The sequence below is a fragment of the Campylobacter hominis ATCC BAA-381 genome, assembly GCF_000017585.1.
Classification (GTDB): Bacteria; Campylobacterota; Campylobacteria; order Campylobacterales; family Campylobacteraceae; genus Campylobacter_B; species Campylobacter_B hominis.
On the sequence record NC_009714.1, the window covers coordinates 536,689 to 559,257 of the forward strand.

At 29.7% G+C, this 22,569-nt stretch carries 26 protein-coding genes; 4 read left to right on the top strand and 22 right to left on the bottom strand.

Going from position 1 to position 22,569, the window contains the following annotated elements:
- Positions 1 to 57: 57 nt before the first annotated feature.
- The 20 genes from CHAB381_RS02800 to CHAB381_RS02890 all read right to left on the bottom strand — a co-directional run bounded on the left by CHAB381_RS02800 (position 58) and on the right by CHAB381_RS02890 (position 15,129).
- Entirely contained in the window at positions 58 to 735 is a 678-nt protein-coding gene (locus CHAB381_RS02800) for a hypothetical protein (protein ID WP_012108461.1), read from the bottom strand.
- 21 nt (positions 736 to 756) lie between these two features.
- The gene (locus CHAB381_RS02805; RefSeq protein ID WP_012108462.1) at positions 757 to 1,521 is read right to left on the bottom strand and encodes a hypothetical protein; all 765 of its coding nucleotides are present in this window, start codon (positions 1,519 to 1,521) and stop codon (positions 757 to 759) included.
- Between the two features lie 118 nt (positions 1,522 to 1,639).
- Complete coding sequence (locus CHAB381_RS02810) at positions 1,640 to 1,921, bottom strand: hypothetical protein (protein WP_012108463.1); 282 nt, start codon at positions 1,919 to 1,921, stop codon at positions 1,640 to 1,642.
- Between the two features lie 134 nt (positions 1,922 to 2,055).
- Positions 2,056 to 2,922, bottom strand: coding sequence for a calcium-binding protein (locus tag CHAB381_RS02815; protein ID WP_012108464.1), 867 nt, complete (start codon positions 2,920 to 2,922; stop codon positions 2,056 to 2,058).
- A 12-nt stretch (positions 2,923 to 2,934) separates the two neighbouring features.
- Positions 2,935 to 3,699 carry a hypothetical protein gene (locus CHAB381_RS02820; protein ID WP_012108465.1) on the bottom strand — a complete coding sequence of 255 codons (765 nt, stop codon included), beginning with the start codon at positions 3,697 to 3,699 and terminating at the stop codon, positions 2,935 to 2,937.
- Between the two features lie 117 nt (positions 3,700 to 3,816).
- Complete coding sequence (locus CHAB381_RS02825; RefSeq protein ID WP_012108466.1) at positions 3,817 to 4,098, bottom strand: hypothetical protein; 282 nt, start codon at positions 4,096 to 4,098, stop codon at positions 3,817 to 3,819.
- 134 nt (positions 4,099 to 4,232) lie between these two features.
- Positions 4,233 to 5,075 carry a hypothetical protein gene (locus CHAB381_RS02830; RefSeq protein ID WP_041570466.1) on the bottom strand — a complete coding sequence of 281 codons (843 nt, stop codon included), beginning with the start codon at positions 5,073 to 5,075 and terminating at the stop codon, positions 4,233 to 4,235.
- Positions 5,072 to 5,818, bottom strand: a complete 747-nt coding sequence (locus tag CHAB381_RS02835) for a hypothetical protein (RefSeq protein ID WP_012108467.1) — start codon at positions 5,816 to 5,818, stop codon at positions 5,072 to 5,074. The genes CHAB381_RS02830 and CHAB381_RS02835 overlap by 4 nt, the downstream gene beginning before the upstream one ends.
- Before the next feature lie 110 nt (positions 5,819 to 5,928).
- Entirely contained in the window at positions 5,929 to 7,329 is a 1,401-nt protein-coding gene (locus tag CHAB381_RS08425; RefSeq protein WP_012108468.1) for a calcium-binding protein, read from the bottom strand.
- Positions 7,298 to 7,537, bottom strand: coding sequence for a hypothetical protein (locus CHAB381_RS02845; protein ID WP_041570467.1), 240 nt, complete (start codon positions 7,535 to 7,537; stop codon positions 7,298 to 7,300). Before CHAB381_RS02845 ends, CHAB381_RS08425 begins: the two co-directional genes overlap by 32 nt.
- Before the next feature lie 57 nt (positions 7,538 to 7,594).
- Positions 7,595 to 8,347, bottom strand: coding sequence for a hypothetical protein (locus CHAB381_RS02850; RefSeq protein WP_012108470.1), 753 nt, complete (start codon positions 8,345 to 8,347; stop codon positions 7,595 to 7,597).
- A 116-nt stretch (positions 8,348 to 8,463) separates the two neighbouring features.
- On the bottom strand, positions 8,464 to 10,110 hold the full coding sequence (locus tag CHAB381_RS08430; protein WP_012108471.1) for a hypothetical protein: 1,647 nt from the start codon (positions 10,108 to 10,110) through the stop codon (positions 8,464 to 8,466).
- Positions 10,111 to 10,152: 42 nt separating this feature from the next.
- Complete coding sequence (locus CHAB381_RS02860; protein ID WP_012108472.1) at positions 10,153 to 10,896, bottom strand: hypothetical protein; 744 nt, start codon at positions 10,894 to 10,896, stop codon at positions 10,153 to 10,155.
- A gap of 244 nt (positions 10,897 to 11,140) precedes the next feature.
- On the bottom strand, positions 11,141 to 12,106 hold the full coding sequence (locus CHAB381_RS02865; protein WP_041570468.1) for a LysM peptidoglycan-binding domain-containing protein: 966 nt from the start codon (positions 12,104 to 12,106) through the stop codon (positions 11,141 to 11,143).
- Positions 12,066 to 12,293 (bottom strand): hypothetical protein, encoded by a 228-nt coding sequence (locus CHAB381_RS02870; RefSeq protein WP_012108474.1) that lies wholly within the window; start codon positions 12,291 to 12,293, stop codon positions 12,066 to 12,068. The genes CHAB381_RS02865 and CHAB381_RS02870 overlap by 41 nt, the downstream gene beginning before the upstream one ends.
- Before the next feature lie 51 nt (positions 12,294 to 12,344).
- The gene (locus CHAB381_RS02875; RefSeq protein WP_012108475.1) at positions 12,345 to 13,220 is read right to left on the bottom strand and encodes a hypothetical protein; all 876 of its coding nucleotides are present in this window, start codon (positions 13,218 to 13,220) and stop codon (positions 12,345 to 12,347) included.
- A 99-nt stretch (positions 13,221 to 13,319) separates the two neighbouring features.
- Complete coding sequence (locus CHAB381_RS09195) at positions 13,320 to 13,466, bottom strand: hypothetical protein (protein WP_172462809.1); 147 nt, start codon at positions 13,464 to 13,466, stop codon at positions 13,320 to 13,322.
- Positions 13,430 to 13,621 (bottom strand): hypothetical protein, encoded by a 192-nt coding sequence (locus tag CHAB381_RS02880; protein ID WP_012108476.1) that lies wholly within the window; start codon positions 13,619 to 13,621, stop codon positions 13,430 to 13,432. The genes CHAB381_RS09195 and CHAB381_RS02880 overlap by 37 nt, the downstream gene beginning before the upstream one ends.
- Positions 13,622 to 13,647: 26 nt before the next feature.
- The gene (locus CHAB381_RS02885; protein WP_012108477.1) at positions 13,648 to 14,373 is read right to left on the bottom strand and encodes a hypothetical protein; all 726 of its coding nucleotides are present in this window, start codon (positions 14,371 to 14,373) and stop codon (positions 13,648 to 13,650) included.
- A 237-nt stretch (positions 14,374 to 14,610) separates the two neighbouring features.
- The gene (locus CHAB381_RS02890; protein WP_012108479.1) at positions 14,611 to 15,129 is read right to left on the bottom strand and encodes a hypothetical protein; all 519 of its coding nucleotides are present in this window, start codon (positions 15,127 to 15,129) and stop codon (positions 14,611 to 14,613) included.
- A gap of 480 nt (positions 15,130 to 15,609) precedes the next feature.
- Here CHAB381_RS02890 and rseP point away from each other — a divergent pair, with 480 nt between their 5' ends.
- Positions 15,610 to 16,722: an RIP metalloprotease RseP gene (gene rseP / locus CHAB381_RS02900; RefSeq protein ID WP_012108481.1), complete on the top strand. Its 1,113-nt coding sequence runs from the start codon at positions 15,610 to 15,612 to the stop codon at positions 16,720 to 16,722.
- Positions 16,719 to 17,366, top strand: a complete 648-nt coding sequence (locus CHAB381_RS02905; RefSeq protein WP_012108482.1) for a YggS family pyridoxal phosphate-dependent enzyme — start codon at positions 16,719 to 16,721, stop codon at positions 17,364 to 17,366. Before rseP ends, CHAB381_RS02905 begins: the two co-directional genes overlap by 4 nt.
- 1,049 nt (positions 17,367 to 18,415) lie before the next feature.
- On the opposite strand, the gene CHAB381_RS02910 is transcribed toward CHAB381_RS02905, so the two are convergent.
- Entirely contained in the window at positions 18,416 to 18,826 is a 411-nt protein-coding gene (locus tag CHAB381_RS02910) for an Hsp20/alpha crystallin family protein (RefSeq protein ID WP_012108484.1), read from the bottom strand.
- 250 nt (positions 18,827 to 19,076) lie between these two features.
- On the opposite strand from CHAB381_RS02910, the gene thrS reads away from it, so the two are divergent.
- The gene (gene thrS, locus CHAB381_RS02915) at positions 19,077 to 20,906 is read left to right on the top strand and encodes a threonine--tRNA ligase (protein WP_012108485.1); all 1,830 of its coding nucleotides are present in this window, start codon (positions 19,077 to 19,079) and stop codon (positions 20,904 to 20,906) included.
- A complete protein-coding gene (infC, locus tag CHAB381_RS02920) occupies positions 20,903 to 21,424 on the top strand; it encodes a translation initiation factor IF-3 (protein ID WP_012108486.1) in 522 nt (173 codons plus the stop codon). Before thrS ends, infC begins: the two co-directional genes overlap by 4 nt.
- Before the next feature lie 742 nt (positions 21,425 to 22,166).
- Here infC and CHAB381_RS02925 read toward each other — a convergent pair.
- Positions 22,167 to 22,523 (bottom strand): diacylglycerol kinase, encoded by a 357-nt coding sequence (locus CHAB381_RS02925; protein WP_012108488.1) that lies wholly within the window; start codon positions 22,521 to 22,523, stop codon positions 22,167 to 22,169.
- Positions 22,524 to 22,569 lie beyond the last annotated feature (46 nt).

A 22,569-nucleotide genomic window follows, 5' to 3' on the forward strand; every position in this document is an offset into this window, starting at 1 on the left:
CGCTTTTAAAGTTGTTGTGTAAAATGAAGCGGAAATGTAAAAAACAAATGAAATTATTTATAATGAGCATCGTGAGCGTAAAATTTCTGAAAAATCACGCGAATTTTGCAGTTCGGTAATATCTCGTCTTTCGCTAAATTCTTCACCACTTCCATAAAATTCATCATTACCGTTGCCACCGAAGAGGACATCGTCTTTGCCGTTACCAAACAAACTACCTTGTGCGTTTGGCATAAATGGTCGGGCATAGACTGTGCCATCTGGCATAGTTACTTGTAAAAAGCCACTTTTAGTAATGGTAACCCAGTCTAGGCTGTCGATTTGCTCATTACGATACCATTGTTTAATTTTGGTAGCAGGGTCTATACCTAGTGCAGTTGCTCCAATCATAGCTAAATTAACCACAGGACCAACTCCTGGCATAAAACCAACGCCAAGTAAAATTAAATCAACACCAGCACCAATTAGTGTTTCGATTTTATCTTCATCATTAGCATTTGATATTACTACATTACCTACGCCAGACACAACACCAATAACGGCAGTAGCGACACCACCTGCTTTTTTAAAATCACTTACTCGTTCTCCCAATTTGGCAAGTTGATATTGGCTACTATTAGAGACAATATTCCAACTTTTATTTATTAACTCAATAAATTCGGCTTTTGAGTAATTTTTTAAAAGCTTTCTTTCAGCTTCATCTAAAATTTTGTTTGCATATGCAACACTTGACATGTTTTCTCCTTTAAAATAAGTTTAATTTAATAAATCTTTATCTTTAAACCAAGATATAGGCAGAAAAAATTTCTTTTCTACCTTATCTAAACTCTTGCCCGTTTTAACCAATAAATATTTTTTGATTTCATTATATTGTTTGTCTGAACTAACCATAAAATTAAAAAATTTGCCGTCTTTATCTTGTAACCAAATGACATCGTAAAAACTATCTTTTAAACCGCCATATTTATGATGAATTATAAATTGTGGCAGATATAAGACTATAAAAGTAAAAAGTGATATAAAAATCAGTATTTTAAATTCGCCTCTATATATAATTAAAGCTAAAACAAAAACGAAAAATAATCCACAATAAATAAGAATAGCTTTTTCTATTTTTTCACCAATAAAACCATTTGGCAACATTGATGAAATACTTTTTGTTGTATTTTTCAAGTGAGATATTGCAATTCTTTTTTCAATACCGTTTTCTAATTTTTTAACTATATAATCATTGTAAAAATGAATTTGTGCGTCTTTTTCAAGGTTTCTAAAAGTATTTTTCAAAGTCATATAAGTAAGAAATGGGATAATAAAAAGTGAGTTACCATTGCTATAAACAGTGTCATATTGAGAAAAAAATATTTTCCTGATTATTAAAGCAAGTCCTAATAAAACTAAAAAAATGATACTTAAAAACTTCGTATTTGATAATTCATCTTTTATAACAATCGGATTTTCATCATAATCTCGCAAATTTGATTTTTTAACATTTGGCTTATTGTTTAAATTTTCGTTTTCCAATTTTAATCCTTTTAAATAAAATTTCCTTGCAAATTCAAATTCAGGTCGTATCGCGTTTATCTACGATACGAAATTTTGTTTTTAAATTCACAAATTTAAATTTACTCTTGTTTTAAATTTATGCAACAAGTAAATTTAAATTTATAAATTCTCTATAATCATCTATTATAGTTTCGTTTCCTGCTTGTGCTAGTTTTGCTTTGACGATTGATTTATCTGTTACTACACTTGCACTTACTTCAAATTTTCTATCTTCTTCTTTGATTGTATTTCCATCCCAAGTATGAGTATAGGTTTGTTCTATATCTCCTTCTTTAAATTTAACCCTTTGTCCATTTATGATTAGTTCTAAAAACTCATCTTTTTTTAGTGCTCTATTTAGAGTTATTTTAAATTCCATTGAGTGTTTACCATTGTCACCATCGGTTGATTGATTGTTTTCTATGGTTACTACTATATCATCTGCATCGACTAAGACTATACCTAAATCATTGCTTATTTTACTGAAATTTTCTATTGTTATGCTATCGTTGATTATAAGATCTGAGCCTTTGAGTTCATACTTTGTGCCGTCTTTGCCTTTGTAAATTTTAGGGCCTTTTTCGATTTGGGTGCCACCTGTGAGTTGAATGTTTGTATAAGATAAAATACTCTGCCTTTGCCGTCGCTATCTTTTATAGTATCGCCGTTATCTACAAAATAATCGTCTTTGCCAGCTCCACCGATGAGTATATCTGAGCCAGCGTGACCGTTTAATATATCATTACCATCGCTTCCGAATAAGACATCGGATTTACTGTTACCTGTTAGCATATAACTTCCTGCAATATCTACCAATGGTCTTTCATATACTGTGCCATCATGCATAGTGATTTTTAAAATTCCTTTTTTAAGCATTTCTAGGTCTGGCAGGTCTGTGGTTGTGCCACGAAGTTCTTCTAATTTCTTCTTAATTAACTGACTTAAACTAGCTTCTTCAAAACCAGTAGCTTGATTAATTAAATTTCCAATATCCATACCGGCACTAAACCAACCGATTAAAGGTGAGTATTTAAGTCCTAGTTTTGGTATTATATTTTTCTCTACAAAATTTTCTGTAAAAACCGAACCAACATCAATTCCCAGTTCTGATAATACTGTTAGTCCATCATATCCACTTAGTTTGTTTTTTGGAGCATTAAGTGCCGCATTTATATAACCTGGTCTTTTACCCCATTTATCTTTCATGGCTTCTGTCCATTTTTCACTGCTTTTGAATTTTGTTAAAATCTCGTCTATTTTAACGCCATCAGCTAACGCTTCTATAATGAGTTTTGTTGCATCTGCATTTTTCAACAATCTCTCATAAGCTTTATTTAGCTCAACTTCTGCCTTTGATACTCTTTTGCTTGAATCACTCATAGCATTTCTCCTTTAAAAATAGATTTTTTCAACATTGTCAATGTTTATGTTGTGTAAATTTAAAAAATACTTTTTAATTTCGCTATATTTGCTATGGTTGCAAATTATTAAAGAGTAATATTGTGGTAAAAAATTTCCAGCACTATAAGGTATAAAATACGGTTCTGTTAGTGCTATTTTTGGGAACATAGTAAAAAATCTATCGCCACTTTTACCAATAATCAGATAAAGTATAAAATTTGCTAATACAAACCCTAAAAATCCAAATATTAAAAATCCAATAAACCATAAAATTCCCATACCACTTATCAAACCAAAAGCAGCTATTCCAAAAATAATTAACTTCGATTTAAAGCTTTCGTTGTGTATAGAATACACAGTAAATGGTCTATATATATTTTCCTTAATTTTATCCAACTCTATTTTTCGCTTCAATTCTAATTTTTTGGAAAATGCAGTTTTTTCATAAAATTCAACGGTAAAATTTTTTATTGAAATTTGAGTTTTCTTTGGATTGTTTAGAATAAATACAATAATGCAAATAAACAAAATCATACCAATAATTATTGAATTTACTAAAATAATTTCATTAATATTTTCACCATCAAATAATGCTTGTATGTTTGTAGGTATTGAGGCTCCAAATAAAAGTGGAATAAGCACAATAATTGCATTATGTAAAATTTCATAATCGTATAAAATTATCGGCTCTTTATCATAATCCCTTAAATTGTTCTTTTTATTAAAAATATCGTTTTTAAAATTTGTATTTTCCAAAATTTAATCCTTTTTATAAATTTTACTTGCAAATTTAAACTCACTCAGCATTATTTAATGCTGAATTTATTGATTTAAATTTACAAATTTAAACTTACTATTGTTTGAATTTAAAATTCAAGCAATCAGTAAATTTAAATTTGTAAATTCTCTATAATCATCTATTATAGTTTCGTTTCCTGCTTGTGCTAGTTTTGCTTTGACGATTGATTTATCTGTTACTACACTTGCACTTACTTCAAATTTTCTATCTTCTTCTTTGATTGTATTTCCATCCCAAGTATGAGTATAGGTTTGTTCTATATCTCCTTCTTTAAATTTAACCCTTTGTCCATTTATGATTAGTTCTAAAAACTCATCTTTTTTTAGTGCTCTATTTAGAGTTATTTTAAATTCCATTGAGTGTTTACCATTGTCACCATCGGTTGATTGATTGTTTTCTATGGTTACTACTATATCATCTGCATCGACTAAGACTATACCTAAATCATTGCTTATTTTACTGAAATTTTCTATTGTTATGCTATCGTTGATTATAAGATCTGAGCCTTTGAGTTCATACTTTGTGCCGTCTTTGCCTTTGTAAATTTTAGGGCCTTTTTCGATTTGGGTGCCACCTGTGAGTTGAATGTTTGTATAAGATAAAATACTCTGCCTTTGCCGTCGCTATCACGGATAATGTCAAGTGTTCCTGCATTGTATGTATCAAATCCGTCGCCACCGATGAGTAGGTCGCTACCATTACCACCTTGAAGTGTGTCGTTTTCGTTACCACCGAATAAGACATCGTTTGTCCAACCATTACCGCCTGTGAGAAGTCCGCTTGGAGTTACGCCGTAAGGGAAAAATGAAGCTGATAGTGGTCTAGCATATATTGTTCCGTCAGGCATAGTTACTTTTAAAATATTTTTTTCAATAGTAACTGATTTTGCACCAACTAACTTTGCAATTTTATTGTTATTGTAATCTGCTTCACTTTCATAAGCTAAACTTCTGTATATATCTTTTAATTTTGTTGCTGGGTCAAAGCCTGTTAATGTCAAAGCAATATTTATAACTTGTCCAGCCGGTGTAAGTTCCATAAGCGTTAATGCTACATCGACACCAAGACCCATAACTGTTTCGACAGTATCTTCGTCACTAACATTACTTATGAGCACATTGCCACCAGCAGTTATAAATCCAACAACACCAGAGCCAAATTTGCTATTATCCAGTGCGTTTCTATAATTTTTATAGCGTAATGCTAAACTATCGTCAGTTATATTCCAAGCCTTATTTATGCTATTCATAATAGCATCTCTTGTTTTTAAATCCGTAGATAGATAATTTTCAACCCTATCTAAAATTTGTTTAGCTGCTGCTTCATTTTTCATTGTTTTTCTCCTGATTTTTTTAAATCTTTTTTATTAGCTTCGAAAAGCACCGTTCTTTTTCTTTCTGCATTGTCTAAATTGATTTTAAATTTTGTCCAGAAATACTCCTTTAATTCAAAATATTCTTTATCATTTGAAATCATAAAATTTAAAAAATTCCCATCTTTTCCTTTTACAAAAAGGACATCATAAAGCCAAACTGCATTTTTTGCTTTCTCTTTATAATGAATTATAAATTGTGGAATTAGCATTAAAAAAATTAGCCCAAATGCAATGGCTATTATTGCTAGAATTTTTATAATATCTTGTGTAAATACTAAAAATAAAAAATACAATGAAAAGCCAAAATATGCCAATTTATTTTTAAATACAAAAAAATCACTTTTTGGGAGTATAGAGTTTATAGTTTTAACAATCCTTTTAATTTCACAACAATAAACCCTTGAAACTAAAATATTATTTTCTCTTTTCTCAATATATTCATTTGTTAAAAATACTTTTGCTTTCGAATTTAACTCTTTCACAACACCTACACCAACAAAAACAAGCAGACATAATAAAAAAATTTTCATACCAATATAATTTTCGACAAATATTATATAAGCTAATACAAAAGTTCCAATAGATAACGAAATAGCACCATATATGTTAGCATTGTCTTGTATGACTATCGGCTCTTTATCATAATCCCTTAAAATTTTGCTTTTAGAATTTTGCTTGTTTTCTAAATTTTGATTTTTCAAAATTTATCCTTTTAATAAAATTTCATCGCAAATTTAAACTCACTCAGCATTGTTTGATACTGAATTTATTAAATTCACAAATTTAAACTTACTTTTGCAAATTCAAAAATTCAAGCAACAAGTAAATTTAAATTTATTGATTTTACTTTATCACTTAGTTTTATTAATTCGTCTGTTTCACTTATACCATTGGAGTTTTTATCTTGCCAAAGAAGTAAATTTGTAAATTCTTTGTCTTTTTCATCGATTATGCCATCGTTATTGCTATCAAGCTCTTTTAAGCTTTCAAAGCCATTTTTTGAATTTGGATTAGTGTAGGCATAGGCGTTATTTGAGATGCTCTTGTTTCCAAATAGCTCGCTACCATTATCGATTGCGCCGTTGTTGTTTTTATCAATGGTGATAAAGGCGTCATTGTTATCTATCCAGCTTGTAGCCTCTTTAAAGCCGTTATTATCAAGGTCAAAATTTATCTTATAGTCTAAATTTGTGCCTTTTATGCCATCATTATTAAGGTCTATTGCAAGTGGATCGTAAGTTTCTGGCTTATCATCGTTTGGATCTTTGTCGTCGTCTTTGATGAGACCTTGACCTGAATTTTTAATTATCGCTTTGACATTTGATTTATCTGTTACTACACTTGCACTTACTTCAAATTTCTCATCTTCTTCTTTTAAGTCATCATCTTTCCAGGTATGAGTATATTTTTTCTCTTTTTCTCCTGATTTAAATATTATCTCTTTGTCATTTACTTTTAAGACTAGCGTTTCGTCTTTTTCTAATGCTCTATCTAGTATTATGGTAAATTCCATAGTTTGGTCTTTTTCTACTGCACTTTTATCTGATATGGTTATTAGGATTTCATCCGGGTCGGCTAGGACTATGCCAAGAGAGTTTTTATCTTTGGAGTAGTTTTGGATAGTGATAGAGTTACTTCCTTTACTTACTATTAGTTCGCCACTACTATTTATTTTATATTTTTCTCCGCCTTTTCCTACATAGGATTGTTCTTTTTCGTCCCATTTGCCACCTTTAAGATGAGTTCCGCTAAAATGAACGCTTCCTTTGTGGTCGGTGTCTCTGATAATATCGCCATTATCTACATTATAAGTATCATTACCTGCACCGCCTAAAAGTATATCATAACCGCCATTTCCTTGAAGTATGTCATTTCCATTGCCACCAAATAATACATCATCTTTACTGCCACCTGTGATTAAACCGCCGTGATATTTATCTAGTAATGGTCTAGCATATACTGTGCCATCAGGCATAGTTACTTTTAGGTAGCCGTTGGTGATGGTAATATCTTTTACACCTAATTTTTTAGCAATATCAGAACTGTCATCTCCCGATAAATATCTATATGCTTGTTTTGAAAAATCACCTAAACTCATACCAGTAACAGACGAGATAAAACTAGATACATATACTCCTGCTGGTCCAGCAGCTACACCGCAAACAAATCCTTGCACTAAATCACCAGCAACACCAGATAAAAAATTCTCCAAAACTTTCACCTTTTGTATCGCTAAACACATATTCACCAGCAGTTGTAACAAATTTTACAATTTTTCCACCTGGTAATGGTGTTTTTTTATTTTTCGCATCTAAATACATCGCATCAACTACACCGCTAAAATATGTAACCGGCTTTTTATTTTCATTTACCATATCAATAATACCTAGATTTCCAACAGCTTGTTCTACTGCACTCAATACTTTACTAGCTTCTGCAATTTTTGCTTCGCTCGTCGCGTCTCCTTTTTAAAAAAATTACTTATCATCAAGCCAAATATGGCATTCAACTTTATCAATATCAATATTTTTTATTTTTATAAAAAATTCTCTCAATAACTTATAATCTTTGTTGTTTTTTATAATAAAATTTATGTTTTTGCTATCTGTATAAATAACTAAATAATCGTAAAATATAAGCCTAAATTCTCTTTCAAAAATCAAAAAATATAAAAATTTGCAAATCCAAAAAGAAAATATTCCCACAAATAATATAGCTAGAATTTGATAATTACTCATAGAAAAATTTTTAGTTAAAATCAAAAAAATAGTCAAAAATATTATTAAAAAGGCAATTATTGTAGAATATGGGTCATATTTTAAAGCCATTTTGTAAAATACATTTTGATTTTCAAGCCATTTTCTATCACGCAAAAAGTATGTTCGTTTTATACTTATAATATCATCTAAAAATATTGTTTTTATCACCTTTTTATTTATATTATGTGTTATTCTTGTATTTGTTAGCTTTATTAAATGCTTGTTATTTCGGTTGCGAATATAATCAAGCATAAATGGCAATCCAAAAATAGGAAAAATAATAAAAAGTTGTCTAAATCGAGTTTCATTAGGCTCATACAAATACATACAAATCATAAAAATTAAAACACATAACCCAAAGAAAGCTATAAAAAATTGTGTTTTATTTTCTATAATTATCGGCTCTTTATCATAATCTCTTAAATTTTTGTTTTTATTAAAAATATCATTTTTAAAATTTGTATTTTCCAAAATTTAATTCTTTTTATAAATTTTACTTGCAAATTCTATCTCACTGGGCATTATTTGATGCTGAATTTATTAATTTAAATTCACAAATTTAAACTTACTATTGCAAATTCAAAAATTCAAGCAACAAGTAAGTTTAAATTTGCAAATTCTGCTTTATCGCTTAGTTTTATTAATTCGTCTGTTTCGCTTATGCCGTTGGAGTTTTTATCTTGCCAAAGAAGTAGCTTGTCAAATTCAGCGTCTTGGCTATCTATTATGCCGTCATTGTTGCTGTCATAGCTTTTTAGTGTTTCAAAGCCGTTGTTTAAAGATGAATTTGTGTATGAGAAAGCACTATCTGAGATACTTTTATTTCCAAAGAGTTCGCTTCCATTATCTATTATGCCGTTGTTATTTTTATCTATTGCTAGAAGTGCATCATCGCCGCTTACCCAACCTGTGGCTTCTTTAAAACCATTATTATCTAAATCAAAATTTATAGTATAATTTAGTGCGTGTGAGTTTATGCCATCATTACCCAAGTCAATCACAATCGGAGAATATTCACGCTCTGGGTCAGGGTCATCGTCACGGTCGTCGTCTTTGATGAGACCTTTTGCAGGGTGAATATATTTTACATTTAGATTTTTAGAAGTTCCACTTTGTAAAACAGAGCCACTTACTTCAAATTTTCTATCTCCGTCTTTGCTTTCGTTTCCGTCCCACTCATAGATATAAGCATTATCTTTTTCTTGTTCATTTTCTGTAAATTTAACCAATTGTCCGTTTATGTATAGTGTTAAGTATTCTCCTGCTTCTAATTTTCTATTTAAACTTACTTTAAACCCTAGCGTATGTTTGCCATTACCACCCTCATTTGCTTGATTGTCGTGTATGGTAACTACTACATCTTTTGGGTCTATTAGTATTATGCCTAAATCATTATTGTCTTTATTAAAATTTTCTATGACTATATTTTCTCCCATATCACTTACTACTAATCTTCCGTCATCGTGGAGTTTGTATTCGATATAATCATCTGAAATATAAAGGTCTCTGTCTTTATCATAAGTTCCGCCTGTTAGTTTGTGTCTGTTGAAATGAACTGAGCCTTTGCCGTCGCTATCACGGATAATGTCAAGTGTTCCTGCATTGTATGTATCAAATCCGTCGCCACCGATGAGTAGGTCGCTACCATTACCACCTTGAAGTGTGTCGTTCCAATCGCCACCAAATAATACATCGTTCATATAATTACCAGTTGCTAAACCATATCTTCCTTTAAGCGGTCTCATATATACCGTGCCGTCGTCCATAACTACACGGAGAAATCCATCTTGTGTAATATAGTCTTTATATTTATCTCCTTTTGTAGCCCAATCGTAAATTTCTCCTGCTAGGCTTCCTATATCGTAGCCGAAGTGGGAGGCAATAGTATTTAATCCATCTATGGCTTTTACTGCCACTTGAAAAGCTCTACCCATAGGCGTAATTTGTGCTACAAATAACACAGTATCAATTGCTAAATTTAGAGCTGTTTTTACGCCAGCTTCCCCATTTGCTAAATCTACTGCTATATTTCCAGCCTGTGTAACTAGGAATAAGCCACCTTTCCCGTGTTTCATTTTTTCTAAATGTTCATCAGCCAATATATCAATTGTTTTACTAGCATCATTTATAGCCAATTTGGCTAAATTTACTTCACCATTTCTGATAATACCAGCTTCTTCAAGCATTTTTTCAACTCTGTCGAGTTCCGCTTTCGCAACTAATTCTCTACTCATTTGTGTCTCCTTAAAAATAAAGTTGTTATTAAATTTTTCATTTTAAATTTTGTATATATTTATATTTAACCTACTTAAAAAATACTCTTTAAGTTCGTTGTATTCGTTATTGTTTGCAATTACGACAAAAATGACTTCATCTTGTGTTTGAATTTCAAGCGTATCATTTAGCCAGTTTTTCAAGCCACCACTTTTAATATGGTAAATAAATTGTGGAAGTAGAAACCAAACAATAATAAAAATAAATGCTAAAAAAAGAATAATTAATCCCAATGGCTCTTTTTTGACAACAATAATTCCAAAAAACCATATAAAAATAAATATTGCAATAATAATTACAACAAAAATATTTCCAAACATTATTGCTTTATCTCCATATTTATTTCTGTATATCATTTCTTTTCGAGCATCTGTATTAAAAATTTGCTTTATTTTCTGAATTTTTAAAATTTGGTATAAATTGATTTTTATATCGATATTTCCGTCATTTGTCTGTCTTATAAAATCTTTTGAAAATATAAATTTGCTGTTTTTGTGAGTTTTGTATCTTTTAATACTTGATTGTAAAAAAGGTAACCAAAAAACTATATTAAAAATTTTTATATGCCACGAACCAGTTGGTAATAATAAATTTACAACAATAAAAATAATGATAGTAATAGCCCTAATAAATTCGATACTCACATCGTGGTTTAATAAAACAATCGGTTCTAAATCGTAGTTTCTTTTAGCGTTATTTAAATTTTTATCAAATTTTTTTTTATTCCAATTCTCAAAATTTTCCATATTTCAATCCTTTATGTTTAATTTTCCGTCATTGCGAGAGTTTGAAAAACTCGAAGCAATCCAGTCAAACGGCAAAGCCGTTTATTAAAAAGCAAATTTGCAAATAATAAACGCCTATCGGCGTTGCTGGATTGCTTCGTTCGTTTCACTCACTCGCAATGACAAATTTCCTTGCAAATTCAAATTCAGGTCGTATCGTTTATCTACGATACAAAATTCTGTTTTTGAATTTACAAATTTAAATCTACGCAACTAGACTTAAATTTATAAACTCAATATTATCCCCACCATTAGCATCTATCAAAACATTTTCTGCGTTTGCTTCGCCGTAGAGCGTGTGGTTTGTGTTTGATAGATTTAATGGATTTCCTTCGATTAGGACTTTGTTTTGATTGAATTTTATTCTGCCTTCGTCGCATAGCCACGAATTTAGTCTTACTAAATCTTTTGTAACCATACCATTGAGTTGGGCTATGGTTGAGAGAGTATCGCCTGATTTGATTTTATAAATTCCTTTTTCGCCTAAGTCTAGGTATTCGCCTACTTTTATAAGTATATGTGATAATAAAAACGATACTTGTGGAATGTTTTCTATGGCATTGCGAAGTTCTAAATTTGAGAGTTCTTTTATGTTGTAGGTTTGGGAATTTATGGTTAGGGTTTGGATTTCGTCGTGCTTCATAACAGCCTGTATGATTTCTTTTTCTTCTTCTTGTTTTGAAATATCTGCTTTGATTATTATTTCTTTTAGCTTATTAGATGCAAATTGTATTTCAAAATCCATTGTTCCAAATGCAGGTGGTGGAGAAAACAATTTTTGATAACCATTTACTATATCTATTGCAGATACATTGCCATCACCATCTGGATCAAAATAATCTACAAAATTCATCAAACCATTATTTATTAAACCATTTTTAACTTGTTCGAAAAAGTCGCTATTGGTAATAATTTCATCATAAAATCTATCGGCATTTGCAACATAGGTGTTAAATAAATTTGAAAATTTTTCTCCCAAATTTAATTCAGCCAAACCAATGTAAGTTATAAAAGCAGCGCCTGCCTTTATTTCACCTTTAACTTTATAGCTTTCTACTTTCTTTTGCACCCCAAAAGTTATCGCAAGATTTAGCATATCTCCAACTGCTCTACCTGTCCCTTGATAGTGGTTATCGTTCGGATTTGTTACTTGATTTTTTAAATAAATCAACTCCACCCGACCAAAATGTCATAGTTGTAGAAGCTATTTTATTATCTATTAAAGCACTTCCTGCACTAACAGCACCCATTGCCAAATTATACATTTGTTCTACTGCATTTTTTGCAATCTCAACTGCCGTTAAAGAACTATTATTCTCATTGTTTGTTGTGTTATTGTTTTGTGTAGTATCACTCATGCTATCTCCTTTTTAAATTTTATTATCAATGTTTGACTATAAGTCCAAATTTTAATCTAAACTAAAAAATCTCCTAAGTTTCTTTTTAAAAGTATCTTTTGGAATTTCTGTATCGCTAAAATCATCGCTCCAAATTTCGTTTTTATCTTGAAACCAACCGTCATTTTGAATATGTGGGATAAATTTTGTTTTGTTTTCTATCTCAATATTTAGCGATTGAAAATATTGTAAAAGTTCGTTGTATTCTTTCGTTGAATAGACATTTACTAAAAGATAATTTCTATTTTTGCACCTAATGATAAAATTCTTTTTAAGTAGCCAAAGTGGTTCACCGCTCTTTTTTAATTTATAAATTTTATATGGCAAAACAAAAATCAAATATAAAACCAAATGCTTCATATAAAGCACTATTTTACCAATATGAACGCCTATGCTCGATTTTTTGTATAGCTCATAAGGTGTGAAATAATGAAATCTGCCGTAATTTGACTGCAATTCGCAAACCACGCAAAAATACACCTTTTCTAAATTTAATGCAGGGTTTGGAATAGTTTTGTTTTCGCTTATGTATTTATTTTTAGAAAATAAATCAGAAATTATATAATCTCTTGTGCTTGTGATTGATTGTTTTGTGAAAGAAAAGTAGCTTTTGTTTTGTTGTTTGTATTCTTTCATTGTTATGAAATTTTTTATAGAAACAAATACGAGATAGACAGCAATAAATAAACCAAATATATTTATATTGGTAAAATTATCTGCAAAAATTACAATATAAGTAAAAAACAATAAGCCAAATAAAGACAAAAACCAAAATAGATAAAACAATGAAAACACCGAAAAATCACCTATTACAATCGGATTTTCATCATAATTTCGCAAATTTAATTTTTTAAAATTTGATTTGTTTTCTAAATTTTCGCCATTCAATTTTAATCCTTTTTTAAATTTATATTTTGTTAAATTCAAATTCAGGTCGTATCGTTTATACGCGATACAAAGTCCATTTTCAAATTTACAAATTTAAACTTACGCAACAAGTAAATTTAAATTTGTAAATTTGTTATCATCTCCGTCATCACCACCAACATTATCATCGCCGTTTCCTGCATATATAATATCATTACCATTTCCGCCATTTATAGTGTCGTTACCATTTCCTGTGCATTTCCTAATGGATTATCGATATTACCCAATGCAAAAGATAGCCCGTTCCAGCATTTTGACATAATATCCAAAGCTTGTTGCTTGCTCATACTACCTAAGAGCATTTTTTCTGCTCTATCCAAAATTTGATTAGCTTTCGCTATTCTGCTGTTTGTTGAACTCATAGTTCATCTCCTTATTAAAAAATTTGTTACTCAAAATCTTGTTTTTTAAATTCAAAAAGTGCTGTTATTTTCTTTTCTACTTTATCTAAATTTTTACCAGTTTTTATTTGAAAATATTGCTTTAATTCTTTATATTCGCTTTCATAGCTAATCATAAAATTCAAACAATTATTGTTTTTATCTTTTATAAACAACATATCAAATAATGGGTCAATATTTTTATTTAAATGATAAATTATTTGTGGTAACAAAATTAAAAATAAAATTAACCCAACGAAAAATAAAGAAGTTAAAATACCAAATTTAACAAATATTCCAACAAATAAAATCAATAAAAAAGCAATAGCCGATTTTGTTCCCAAAATATCCAATGTGTAATTATGTGGTATTGAATAATTTATAGTTTTTAAAATTTTTGAAACTTTATTTGTATCTATTTCAGAATATATTTCTCCATTAACTTGTTTGCAAATTTTAGCATTATAAAAATATATTTTTGCATTTAAATAATCTTGTTTTATATCGCTACGCAATCTAGCTATTACAAAAAATGTCATATATATGCTACGAGCAAATTCACCAGTAACTATAAACTTAATAATGCAGGGTATTAAAATAATTACTATTTGTATTATAATAGAAAATTTTATACAATCAATGGTCTTATCGCAAATAACAATCGGATTTTCATCATAATTTCGTAAATTCGCTTTTTTAACATTTGTCTTATTGTTTAAATTTATATTTTCCAAATTTAATCCTTTATATTTAATTTCCTGTCATTGCGAGAGTTTGAAAAACTCGAAGTAATCCAGCAACGCCGTCAGGCGTTTATTATTTGCAAATTTGCTTTTAATAAACGGCTTTGCCGTTTGACTAGATTGCTTCGTCGCTTCGCTTCTCGCAATGACAAATTTTAGCAAATTCAAATTCAGGTCGTATCGTTTATACGCGATACAAAGTCCATTTTCAAATTTACAAATTTAAACTTACGCAACAAGTAAATTTAAATTTGTAAATTTGTTATCATCTCCGTCATCACCACCAACATTATCATCGCCGTTTCCTGCATATATAATATCATTACCATTTCCGCCATTTATAGTGTCGTTACCATTTCCTGCGTGAATAATGTCATCTCCGCTTAAAGCGTCAAATTCATCATCGTTTGGAGTTAGATAGAATGTATCATTCTCGTCTGTGCCTAGTAGTGGAGCGTTTTTTAGGATTTCATTTAAATTCCACTCTGAACTATCTTTAAATATAATCTTTTCGATAGGATTGTTTGTGTTTGCATTTGTGTCAAAGAAATTTTGGTTTATGGAATTTGATGAGTTATTATTTTTATTAAAATTTAAATTTTTATCTTTTAAATTTGTATTTTGATTATTTACAGTTTTATTATTGTCTAAAGTTTGAGAATTTAAATTCTCTTTGGAATTTTCTTTTTGCCTGTGAAGTCTATCTAATACTTCTTTTATTTTTTTATACTTTTCATCATCTTGCATTTATTGCCTTTGAAATTTTGGCTTTTTACTCTTTTATCAAAAATAAACTTTAAAATTATAATCCGTTTGTCTTAAATCATAATAATCAAAAGTGATTGTAATCAAACCGTCTTCAAAAGTAATAGTTTAAGCTTTGTTTTATAATAGATTAATAAAAGATCATTTTTTGCTTTTTGCAAAGTCTATATCATTTATACTTTATCTTTAAATATATTCTATTTTCTCAAACTTTTTAAATTGTTTCGGTGTGAATAAAGAGAAGTATATTCGCGCTTTTTGCAAGAGCTTGATCAAAAAATCATATAATTTTCAAAATTTTTTAATTAAAATATATGCGGCAAATTTTTGCAAACAAATCGCATTATATAAAAATGCGTTTTCTGGCGGCTTTTTTGTGGCGGATTTCAAAACCGAATTTAGTCAAAATTTAGAAAATTTTGCTAACCTTACGGGCAAAAAATTAGCAAAAAAAGGATAATTTTGAAAAGTATAATTTTTACAATCCTGCTTCTTGGGGTTGGTTTTTATTTTTACGGTATCAACTTTATGGTGACCGTTTTATCTATCTCTTTTCTGATATTTTTTCACGAATTCGGACATTTTATCGTTGCAAGACGGCTTGGTGTAAAAGTAAATGTTTTCAGTGTCGGTTTCGGCGAAAAAATTTGGGCGAAATCATGGCGCGGCACGGAATACCGGATAAGCGCGATTCCGCTTGGAGGATATGTCAGTTTAAAAGGACAGGAAGATTTGAAACCTGAACTGAAAAATTTTGATAGTGACAGCTACAATTCAAAAAGTCCGTTTGAGCGTATTTTGATACTTTTTGCAGGACCTTTTTTTAATATTTTGTTGGCATTTTTAATTTACATTGCACTTGGATTTATCGGTGTTGAAAAACTTGCACCTAAAATAGGTCATATAGCAGAAAATTCAGCCGCATCCACTGTAGAATTAAAGAAAAACGATGAAATTTTAAGTATAAACGGTGAAAAAGTGCAAGAATGGGATGATATCGCCAAAAACGTGGCATTAAAACCTTTAAATTTGGAAATTTTACGAGATGGAAAAATAATAAATGTAGTTTTAACGCCAAAAATTGGTGAAAAATTAAATATCTGGCGAGAAAAAATTCAAACGCCACTGATCGGAATTTCGCCAAACGGTGAGTTTGTAACGATTTATCACACAGGAATCAGCTCTTTAAAGTTTGCTTATTTACAAACGATTGAAGCTTCGAAACTCATTGTGATTGGACTTGAAAAATTTGTAAGCGGAGCAGTTTCTCCAAAAGAAATGGGCGGAATTGTCGCGATTACGGATATTACGTCAAAAGCTGTAAGTTTTGGAATTTCGCCGCTTTTACTTTTAATCGCTCTAATTTCAGTGAATCTTGGAATTTTAAATTTATTTCCGATTCCTGCACTTGATGGCGGGCATATATTTTTTAATCTTTATGAGCTGATTTTTAGGAAACCTGTCGGTGAAAAATTTTTTACACGTGCTACATATGCCGGTATATTTTTACTTTTTGCGTTAATGATTTTTACTGTTATAAATGATTTTTTTAGAATTTTTGGAGTATATGAATGAAATTAAGTGAAATTTCGGATAGAATTGAAAAAGCGCGAGCAGGCGCTAATATATGGGAAAATGTTAAGCTTTTGGCGGTTAGTAAAAATGTGGATACAAATGCGGTTGAAAATCTTTTTTCGCAAGGTCAAATCGATTTTGGCGAAAACCGTGTACAGGAATTAAAAAGAAAATGCGAAATTTTGGTAGATTTACCGCTAAAATGGCACTTTATCGGCACATTACAAAAAAATAAAATAAATCAATTGATTACGTTAAAGCCTGTTTTATGGCAAAGTTGCAATAGTTTCGAACTTGCAGTCGCGGTTGATAAAAGGCTTGATTATCGCCTTGATACTTTGCTTGAAATAAACGTTGCAAATGAAGATTCGAAAAGCGGAATTTCAGCGGATGAGGCTATAGATACTTACAGAAAAATCAAAGCCGAATGTAAAAATTTAAATTTAGTAGGCGTGATGAGCATAGGCGCTCATAGCGATGATTTAAAGGAGATAATAAAAAGTTTTGAGCTAACTTATAAAATTTTTGAAAATTTACAAAAAAGCGGCGCTGCGATTTGTTCAATGGGAATGAGCGCCGATTTTGAAACCGCGATAAAATGCGGCTCAAATATGGTAAGGCTCGGTAGAATTCTGTATGCTTGAAATTTTAATCTATGATAAAAATATCATTTGATTTTTTAAAAATATAAAATTTAGAAGTTGTGTTTTCAAAAAAGTGTAGAAATTTATAATTGCCAGTTTGACAGCGATGCCAATTTTAAAGGCTGTATTTTTAAAAAGAGCTGATTTTTAATTAAAGCTGATTTTTCAAAATAAAATAAATTTATAGTAAAACTGCAATTTCTTCAAATGTAAAATTTAAAGATAATACGCATTTTTATTGATTACATTTTTAGAATGTTTTGTAGATTTTAGCGGAAGTGAATTTTATAAAATCACTTTAGTTCAAGGTGCAAATTTTAAAAATATTATGAACTTTTTAAACACTGTTTTTAACAAGTTTTTTCAAAATAAGTTTTATAAATTCCGATTTCAAATATATAAAGTTTAAAACAATTAAAAAATATCATAAGGCAAATATAATCAATCAAATTATGCTATAAAAAACGTTTTAGCTTAATCTGATGGTAATTTAAGGCTTTAAAATTTCATAAATCAAAACTTTATGCCTGAGAAATAGAACTTGAATATAAAGCTGAAAAATAAAAAAATATTTACATTGATAAATTTTACTATGCTTCATTAGAAAAAAAATAAACGAACATAATACTGATTTTCAAGAATTCTAAATTTTTACCGTTTGTATAATTATAGTTTTTTTCGGTTTCATTCTTTTTATTTTAAATTGCGATTTTTTGATAAAGTAGTAATATCCTTTAACTTTATTTTTTCAGCTGATTTTATAACGTGTAAAAATGAAAACTTGCAGAATTTATGGTAAGTCAAGATAAAAAATTAGCCGAAATTTAACGTGAAATTTATTATTAAGATAATTGAAACTGTGAAAATTTTTATGATTATATTTCAAAAATTATTAAAAAATATGAAATAAAATAAAAGTTGCAAGAAATTAAGTTTATTTATTCGATAATGTTTTATTTCGTTTTTGTATTTTTTACAAAATACGGCGCGTATAAATTATATAATAGCTTTTCAAACACTTAAGGCGTGAAATTCACGCCTTAACATTGCTATTTGATAGCTATTTTCTTGCTTTCTTTTGCTTCAACTTTCGGAATAAAAATTTCTAAAATTCCGTCTTTTTGTTCGGCTGTAATTTTATCGGTGTCAATATCGGTATTTATCGTAAAACTTCGCTCGAATTTACCGAAATAACTTTCGGTTCTTTGATAGCCGTTTTCTTTTTTTTCATTTTTAAACTTTCGCTCACCTGAAATTGTTAGCATATTTTTGTCAAGTTCTATATCGACATCTTCTTTTCTAACGCCAGGTAAATCCACCTCTATATAGTATCCGTTATCATCTTCTCTTGTATTTACAAGCGGAGCGAAAACACCGTTTTTCTCAAATGACGGAAAATTAAAGAAGTCGTCATTCAATGCCTTTAAGTTAAAAAATGGTCTGTAAGTTGAAATTTTCATCTCAAATCCTTTCATAAGTTTTATTAAAAAAATTGAGTGTATTATACTAAATTTTTATCATTTTATCAAGTATTTATTAGCACTTTATGTATAATAGTGCTAATAAGTTTATAAAATTTAGTAAATGTTTGATTTAAAAAATCCTAAATTTCATAAAACTTTAAGATGGCTTTAAATGATAATAAGATAAAATCACGTCTAGTTCTTTTGTTGTAAAAAAGACGATTCCGGTAAAAAAGAGGTATAAAAAATGAGCGATATTATCGCATATAAAGTAGATGGTGAGATTGTCGATACGCAAAGTTTCAAATCTTTAAAAAACGTTAAAAATGCTGAAGAAATTTATTTTGATAATAGCGAAGACGCTTTAAAAGTTATTCGCCATTCGTGTGCGCATCTTATGGCGCAAGCTATTTTGGCACTTTATCCGAATGCCAAATTTTTCGTAGGTCCTGCGATTGAAGACGGATTTTATTATGATTTCAGAGTGACGAAAGAAAATGGCGAAAAGCTTGGAAAAGAAGATTTGCAGGCAATCGAAAAGAAAATGAAAGAATTTATTGACGCCAAAGAGGAAATAGCTAAAATTTGCAGCACAAAAAGCGAAATAGCAAATGAATTTAAAAATGATGATTTAAAACAGGAAGTTTTAAAACGCATTCCTGATGGCGAAGTAAGTGTTTATAAGCAAGGTGATTTTAAAGATATTTGCCGCGGTCCTCACGTACCGAATACAAAATTTTTGCGATTTTTTAAACTGACTCGCGTAGCCGGCGCTTATCTTGGCGGAGATGAAAAACGCGAAATGCTAACTCGCATTTACGGTACGGCTTTTGCCGATAAAGAAAATCTGAATGAATATTTAAGAATTTTGGAAGAGGCTAAGAAAAGAGATCATAGAATAATCGGTAATGAAATGAAACTTTTTACATTCGATGATCAAATCGGTGCAGGACTTCCTGTTTGGCTTCCAAACGGTGCAAGAATGCGCTCAAAACTGGAAAAAATACTTTTTGGCGTTCATAGACGTCGTGGATATGAGCCTGTTCGCGGACCTGAAATTTTAAAAGCAGATGCTTGGAAAATTTCAGGACACTATACAAATTATAAAGAAAATATGTACTTTACAAAAATTGATGAGCAAGAATATGGCATAAAGCCGATGAATTGTGTCGGACATATAAAAGTTTATCAAAGTGAAATTCGTTCTTATCGCGACTTGCCTCTTAAATTTTTCGAATACGGTGTTGTTCATAGACATGAAAAAAGCGGTGTAATGCACGGACTTTTTAGAGTGCGCGAATTTACACAAGATGACGCGCATATTTTTTGTATGCCAAGCCAAATTAAAGAAAACGTGCTTGAAATTTTGGATTTTGTAGATAAAATAATGAAAAATTTCGGTTTTAGTTATGAAATGGAAATTTCAACAAAACCTGAAAAAGCAATAGGCGATGATAAAGTATGGGAAATAGCTACAAATGCACTTAAAGAAGCACTTGATGAAAACGGCTTTAAATACGGAATCGATGAAGGTGGTGGTGCATTTTACGGACCTAAAATCGATATTAAAATAACCGATGCTTTAAAACGAAAATGGCAATGCGGCACAATTCAAGTTGATTTTAATTTACCGAGCCGTTTTGATTTGGGATATATCGATGAAAACAATGAACGAAAACAACCGGTTATGCTTCACAGAGCAATATTGGGAAGTTTTGAAAGATTTATAGGTATTTTGATAGAGCATACTGCTGGAGAACTTCCATTTTTCATCGCGCCAACAGGAGTTAGTATAATTCCTATAAATGACGCACATCTTAACTATGCAAAAGAAGTTCAAAAAGCTTTGGCAAATTTGGAAGTTGATAGTGAAATTTTAAGTAAAAACGAAACTCTAAATAAACGTATTCGTACAGCCGAAAAAGGACGGGTGCCAATGATTTTAGTTTTGGGAGATAATGAGGTAAAAAATAGAAGCGTGGCTCTAAGAGATCGCAGAGCACGCGCTCAGTCGAACTTATCGCTTGATGAGTTTTTGGAATTTGTAAAAAATAAACTAAATGAGGTGAATTTTTGAGTAAAGGAAAAGAGGTTTTTTTAAACGAAGACATTAGAGCCGCAGAGCTTCGTTGTATAGGTGATGACGGCAAAGCATACGGTATTTTACCAAGAGAAAAAGCGCTTGAAGTAGCGTATCAATCGGGACTTGATTTGGTTTTGATAGCTCCAGATGCAAAACCGCCGGTAGCAAAAATTATGGATTATAAAAAATTTTGCTACCAACAAGAAAAAAAGCTGAAAGAGGCTAAAAAAAAGCAAAAAGTCATTGAAATAAAAGAGATTAAATTTTCCGCTAAAATCGCACAAAATGATGTAAATTATAAAATCAAACATGCAAAAGAATTTTTAGATGATGACAAACATGTCAAACTCCGCGTTTTTCTAAAAGGACGTGAAATTGCGACGCCTGAAATCGGCGTAAATCTTTTAAATAAAATTTGGGATGAGTATTTTGAAGGAAATGCAACCAAAGAAAAAGAACCGATTATAGAAGGCAGATATGTAAGCATGCTTGTGACTCCAAAAAAAGTGTAGGCCGCTATATTTTTAATTATCAAATTTTGAGAAAAATGATTTTTAAATCGTTTTTCTCACGCCCATAGTAATTAAAAAAATTATTATAAATTATAAAATTTAAAAAATAGCATAATTTATAATAATAAAATGTCAGTTTATTCGTAAAAATTTAAATTCATTTTAATCTTCAATTCTGCTAGCTTGAGACTAAAGTATTTTTATTTAAATGTTTAGATTATTGATTTTACAACAAAATTCGCGTAAAATTTATGTAAATTTCTTAAACATATTGCGTTTTTTAAGTTTATTTTATCAAACAATAAATGATTTAAAAATTTTACTTATTTTTTTATATAAAAACAGACATAAATTTTGTTTATATAACAAAATCACTAAATATTTATTAACTTTATTATAAAAAATTAAAAATTAGAGTATTTCTAGATGGATATTTTTTATCTTTCGGCACAATTTTAACAAAATAAATTTATGTAAAAACTTGTGACAACATACAACTTAAAATATAGTTAAAATGTTATTTAAAAAAGCTTGGCTTTTTTCGCAATAACTGTAATAAATTATGAAATAGAAGCATTAAAAAACTAAAAAAATAGTTAAAATTTAACTGATGTCATATTTACAAAATATCATTAAATCGGTAGCAGTAAAAACTACCAAGCATATTATAATTGCAGGTAAACCTATTCGTCTACTGAAACTTTTGAAATTTTAACTTATATTAAAATTCAGTGAAATTTATTTAAATTATAACTTCAGAAATCACTAAACCCCAACTTATAACTGCCAAAATTATACTCAAACACACAGCCGATGAAGCCGTATCTTTTGCAATCTTTGCAAGAGGATTAAAATCCGGCATTACCATATTTACAATACTTTCTATAGCCGAATTGATACATTCTAAAATAAAAATTAAAACAATAACAAAAATTAAAAACAAATGCTTGCTCAAACTGATATCCAAAAAAAATGAAATAAAAATAAAAATCGTTCCCAAAACAACTTCAATCTTAAAACTTACTTCATTTTTTATCATCCACGCAAGACCATCCAAGGCATATTTTGTATTTTTAAAAAAATTATATTCAGGTTTCAAAATTTTTCCTTTTCGTTAATAATATCAAAAAAATTTTAAGGAAAAG

Excerpts from the sequence above, each read along its gene's own strand:
- CHAB381_RS08430 (WP_012108471.1), bottom strand. The coding sequence starts at position 10,110 with ATGAGTAGAGAATTAGTTGCGAAAGCGGAACTCGACAGAGTTGAAAAA.
- thrS (WP_012108485.1), top strand. The coding sequence starts at position 19,077 with ATGAGCGATATTATCGCATATAAAGTAGATGGTGAGATTGTCGATACG.
- CHAB381_RS02830 (WP_041570466.1), bottom strand. The coding sequence starts at position 5,075 with ATGAAAAATGAAGCAGCAGCTAAACAAATTTTAGATAGGGTTGAAAAT.
- CHAB381_RS02880 (WP_012108476.1), bottom strand. The coding sequence starts at position 13,621 with ATGAGTTCAACAAACAGCAGAATAGCGAAAGCTAATCAAATTTTGGAT.
- CHAB381_RS02905 (WP_012108482.1), top strand. The coding sequence starts at position 16,719 with ATGAAATTAAGTGAAATTTCGGATAGAATTGAAAAAGCGCGAGCAGGC.
- CHAB381_RS02825 (WP_012108466.1), bottom strand. The coding sequence starts at position 4,098 with ATGGAATTTAAAATAACTCTAAATAGAGCACTAAAAAAAGATGAGTTT.
- CHAB381_RS02870 (WP_012108474.1), bottom strand. The coding sequence starts at position 12,293 with ATGAGTGATACTACACAAAACAATAACACAACAAACAATGAGAATAAT.
- CHAB381_RS02810 (WP_012108463.1), bottom strand. The coding sequence starts at position 1,921 with ATGGAATTTAAAATAACTCTAAATAGAGCACTAAAAAAAGATGAGTTT.
- CHAB381_RS02910 (WP_012108484.1), bottom strand. The coding sequence starts at position 18,826 with ATGAAAATTTCAACTTACAGACCATTTTTTAACTTAAAGGCATTGAAT.
- CHAB381_RS02860 (WP_012108472.1), bottom strand. The coding sequence starts at position 10,896 with ATGGAAAATTTTGAGAATTGGAATAAAAAAAAATTTGATAAAAATTTA.
- CHAB381_RS02890 (WP_012108479.1), bottom strand. The coding sequence starts at position 15,129 with ATGCAAGATGATGAAAAGTATAAAAAAATAAAAGAAGTATTAGATAGA.
- CHAB381_RS02800 (WP_012108461.1), bottom strand. The coding sequence starts at position 735 with ATGTCAAGTGTTGCATATGCAAACAAAATTTTAGATGAAGCTGAAAGA.
- CHAB381_RS02815 (WP_012108464.1), bottom strand. The coding sequence starts at position 2,922 with ATGAGTGATTCAAGCAAAAGAGTATCAAAGGCAGAAGTTGAGCTAAAT.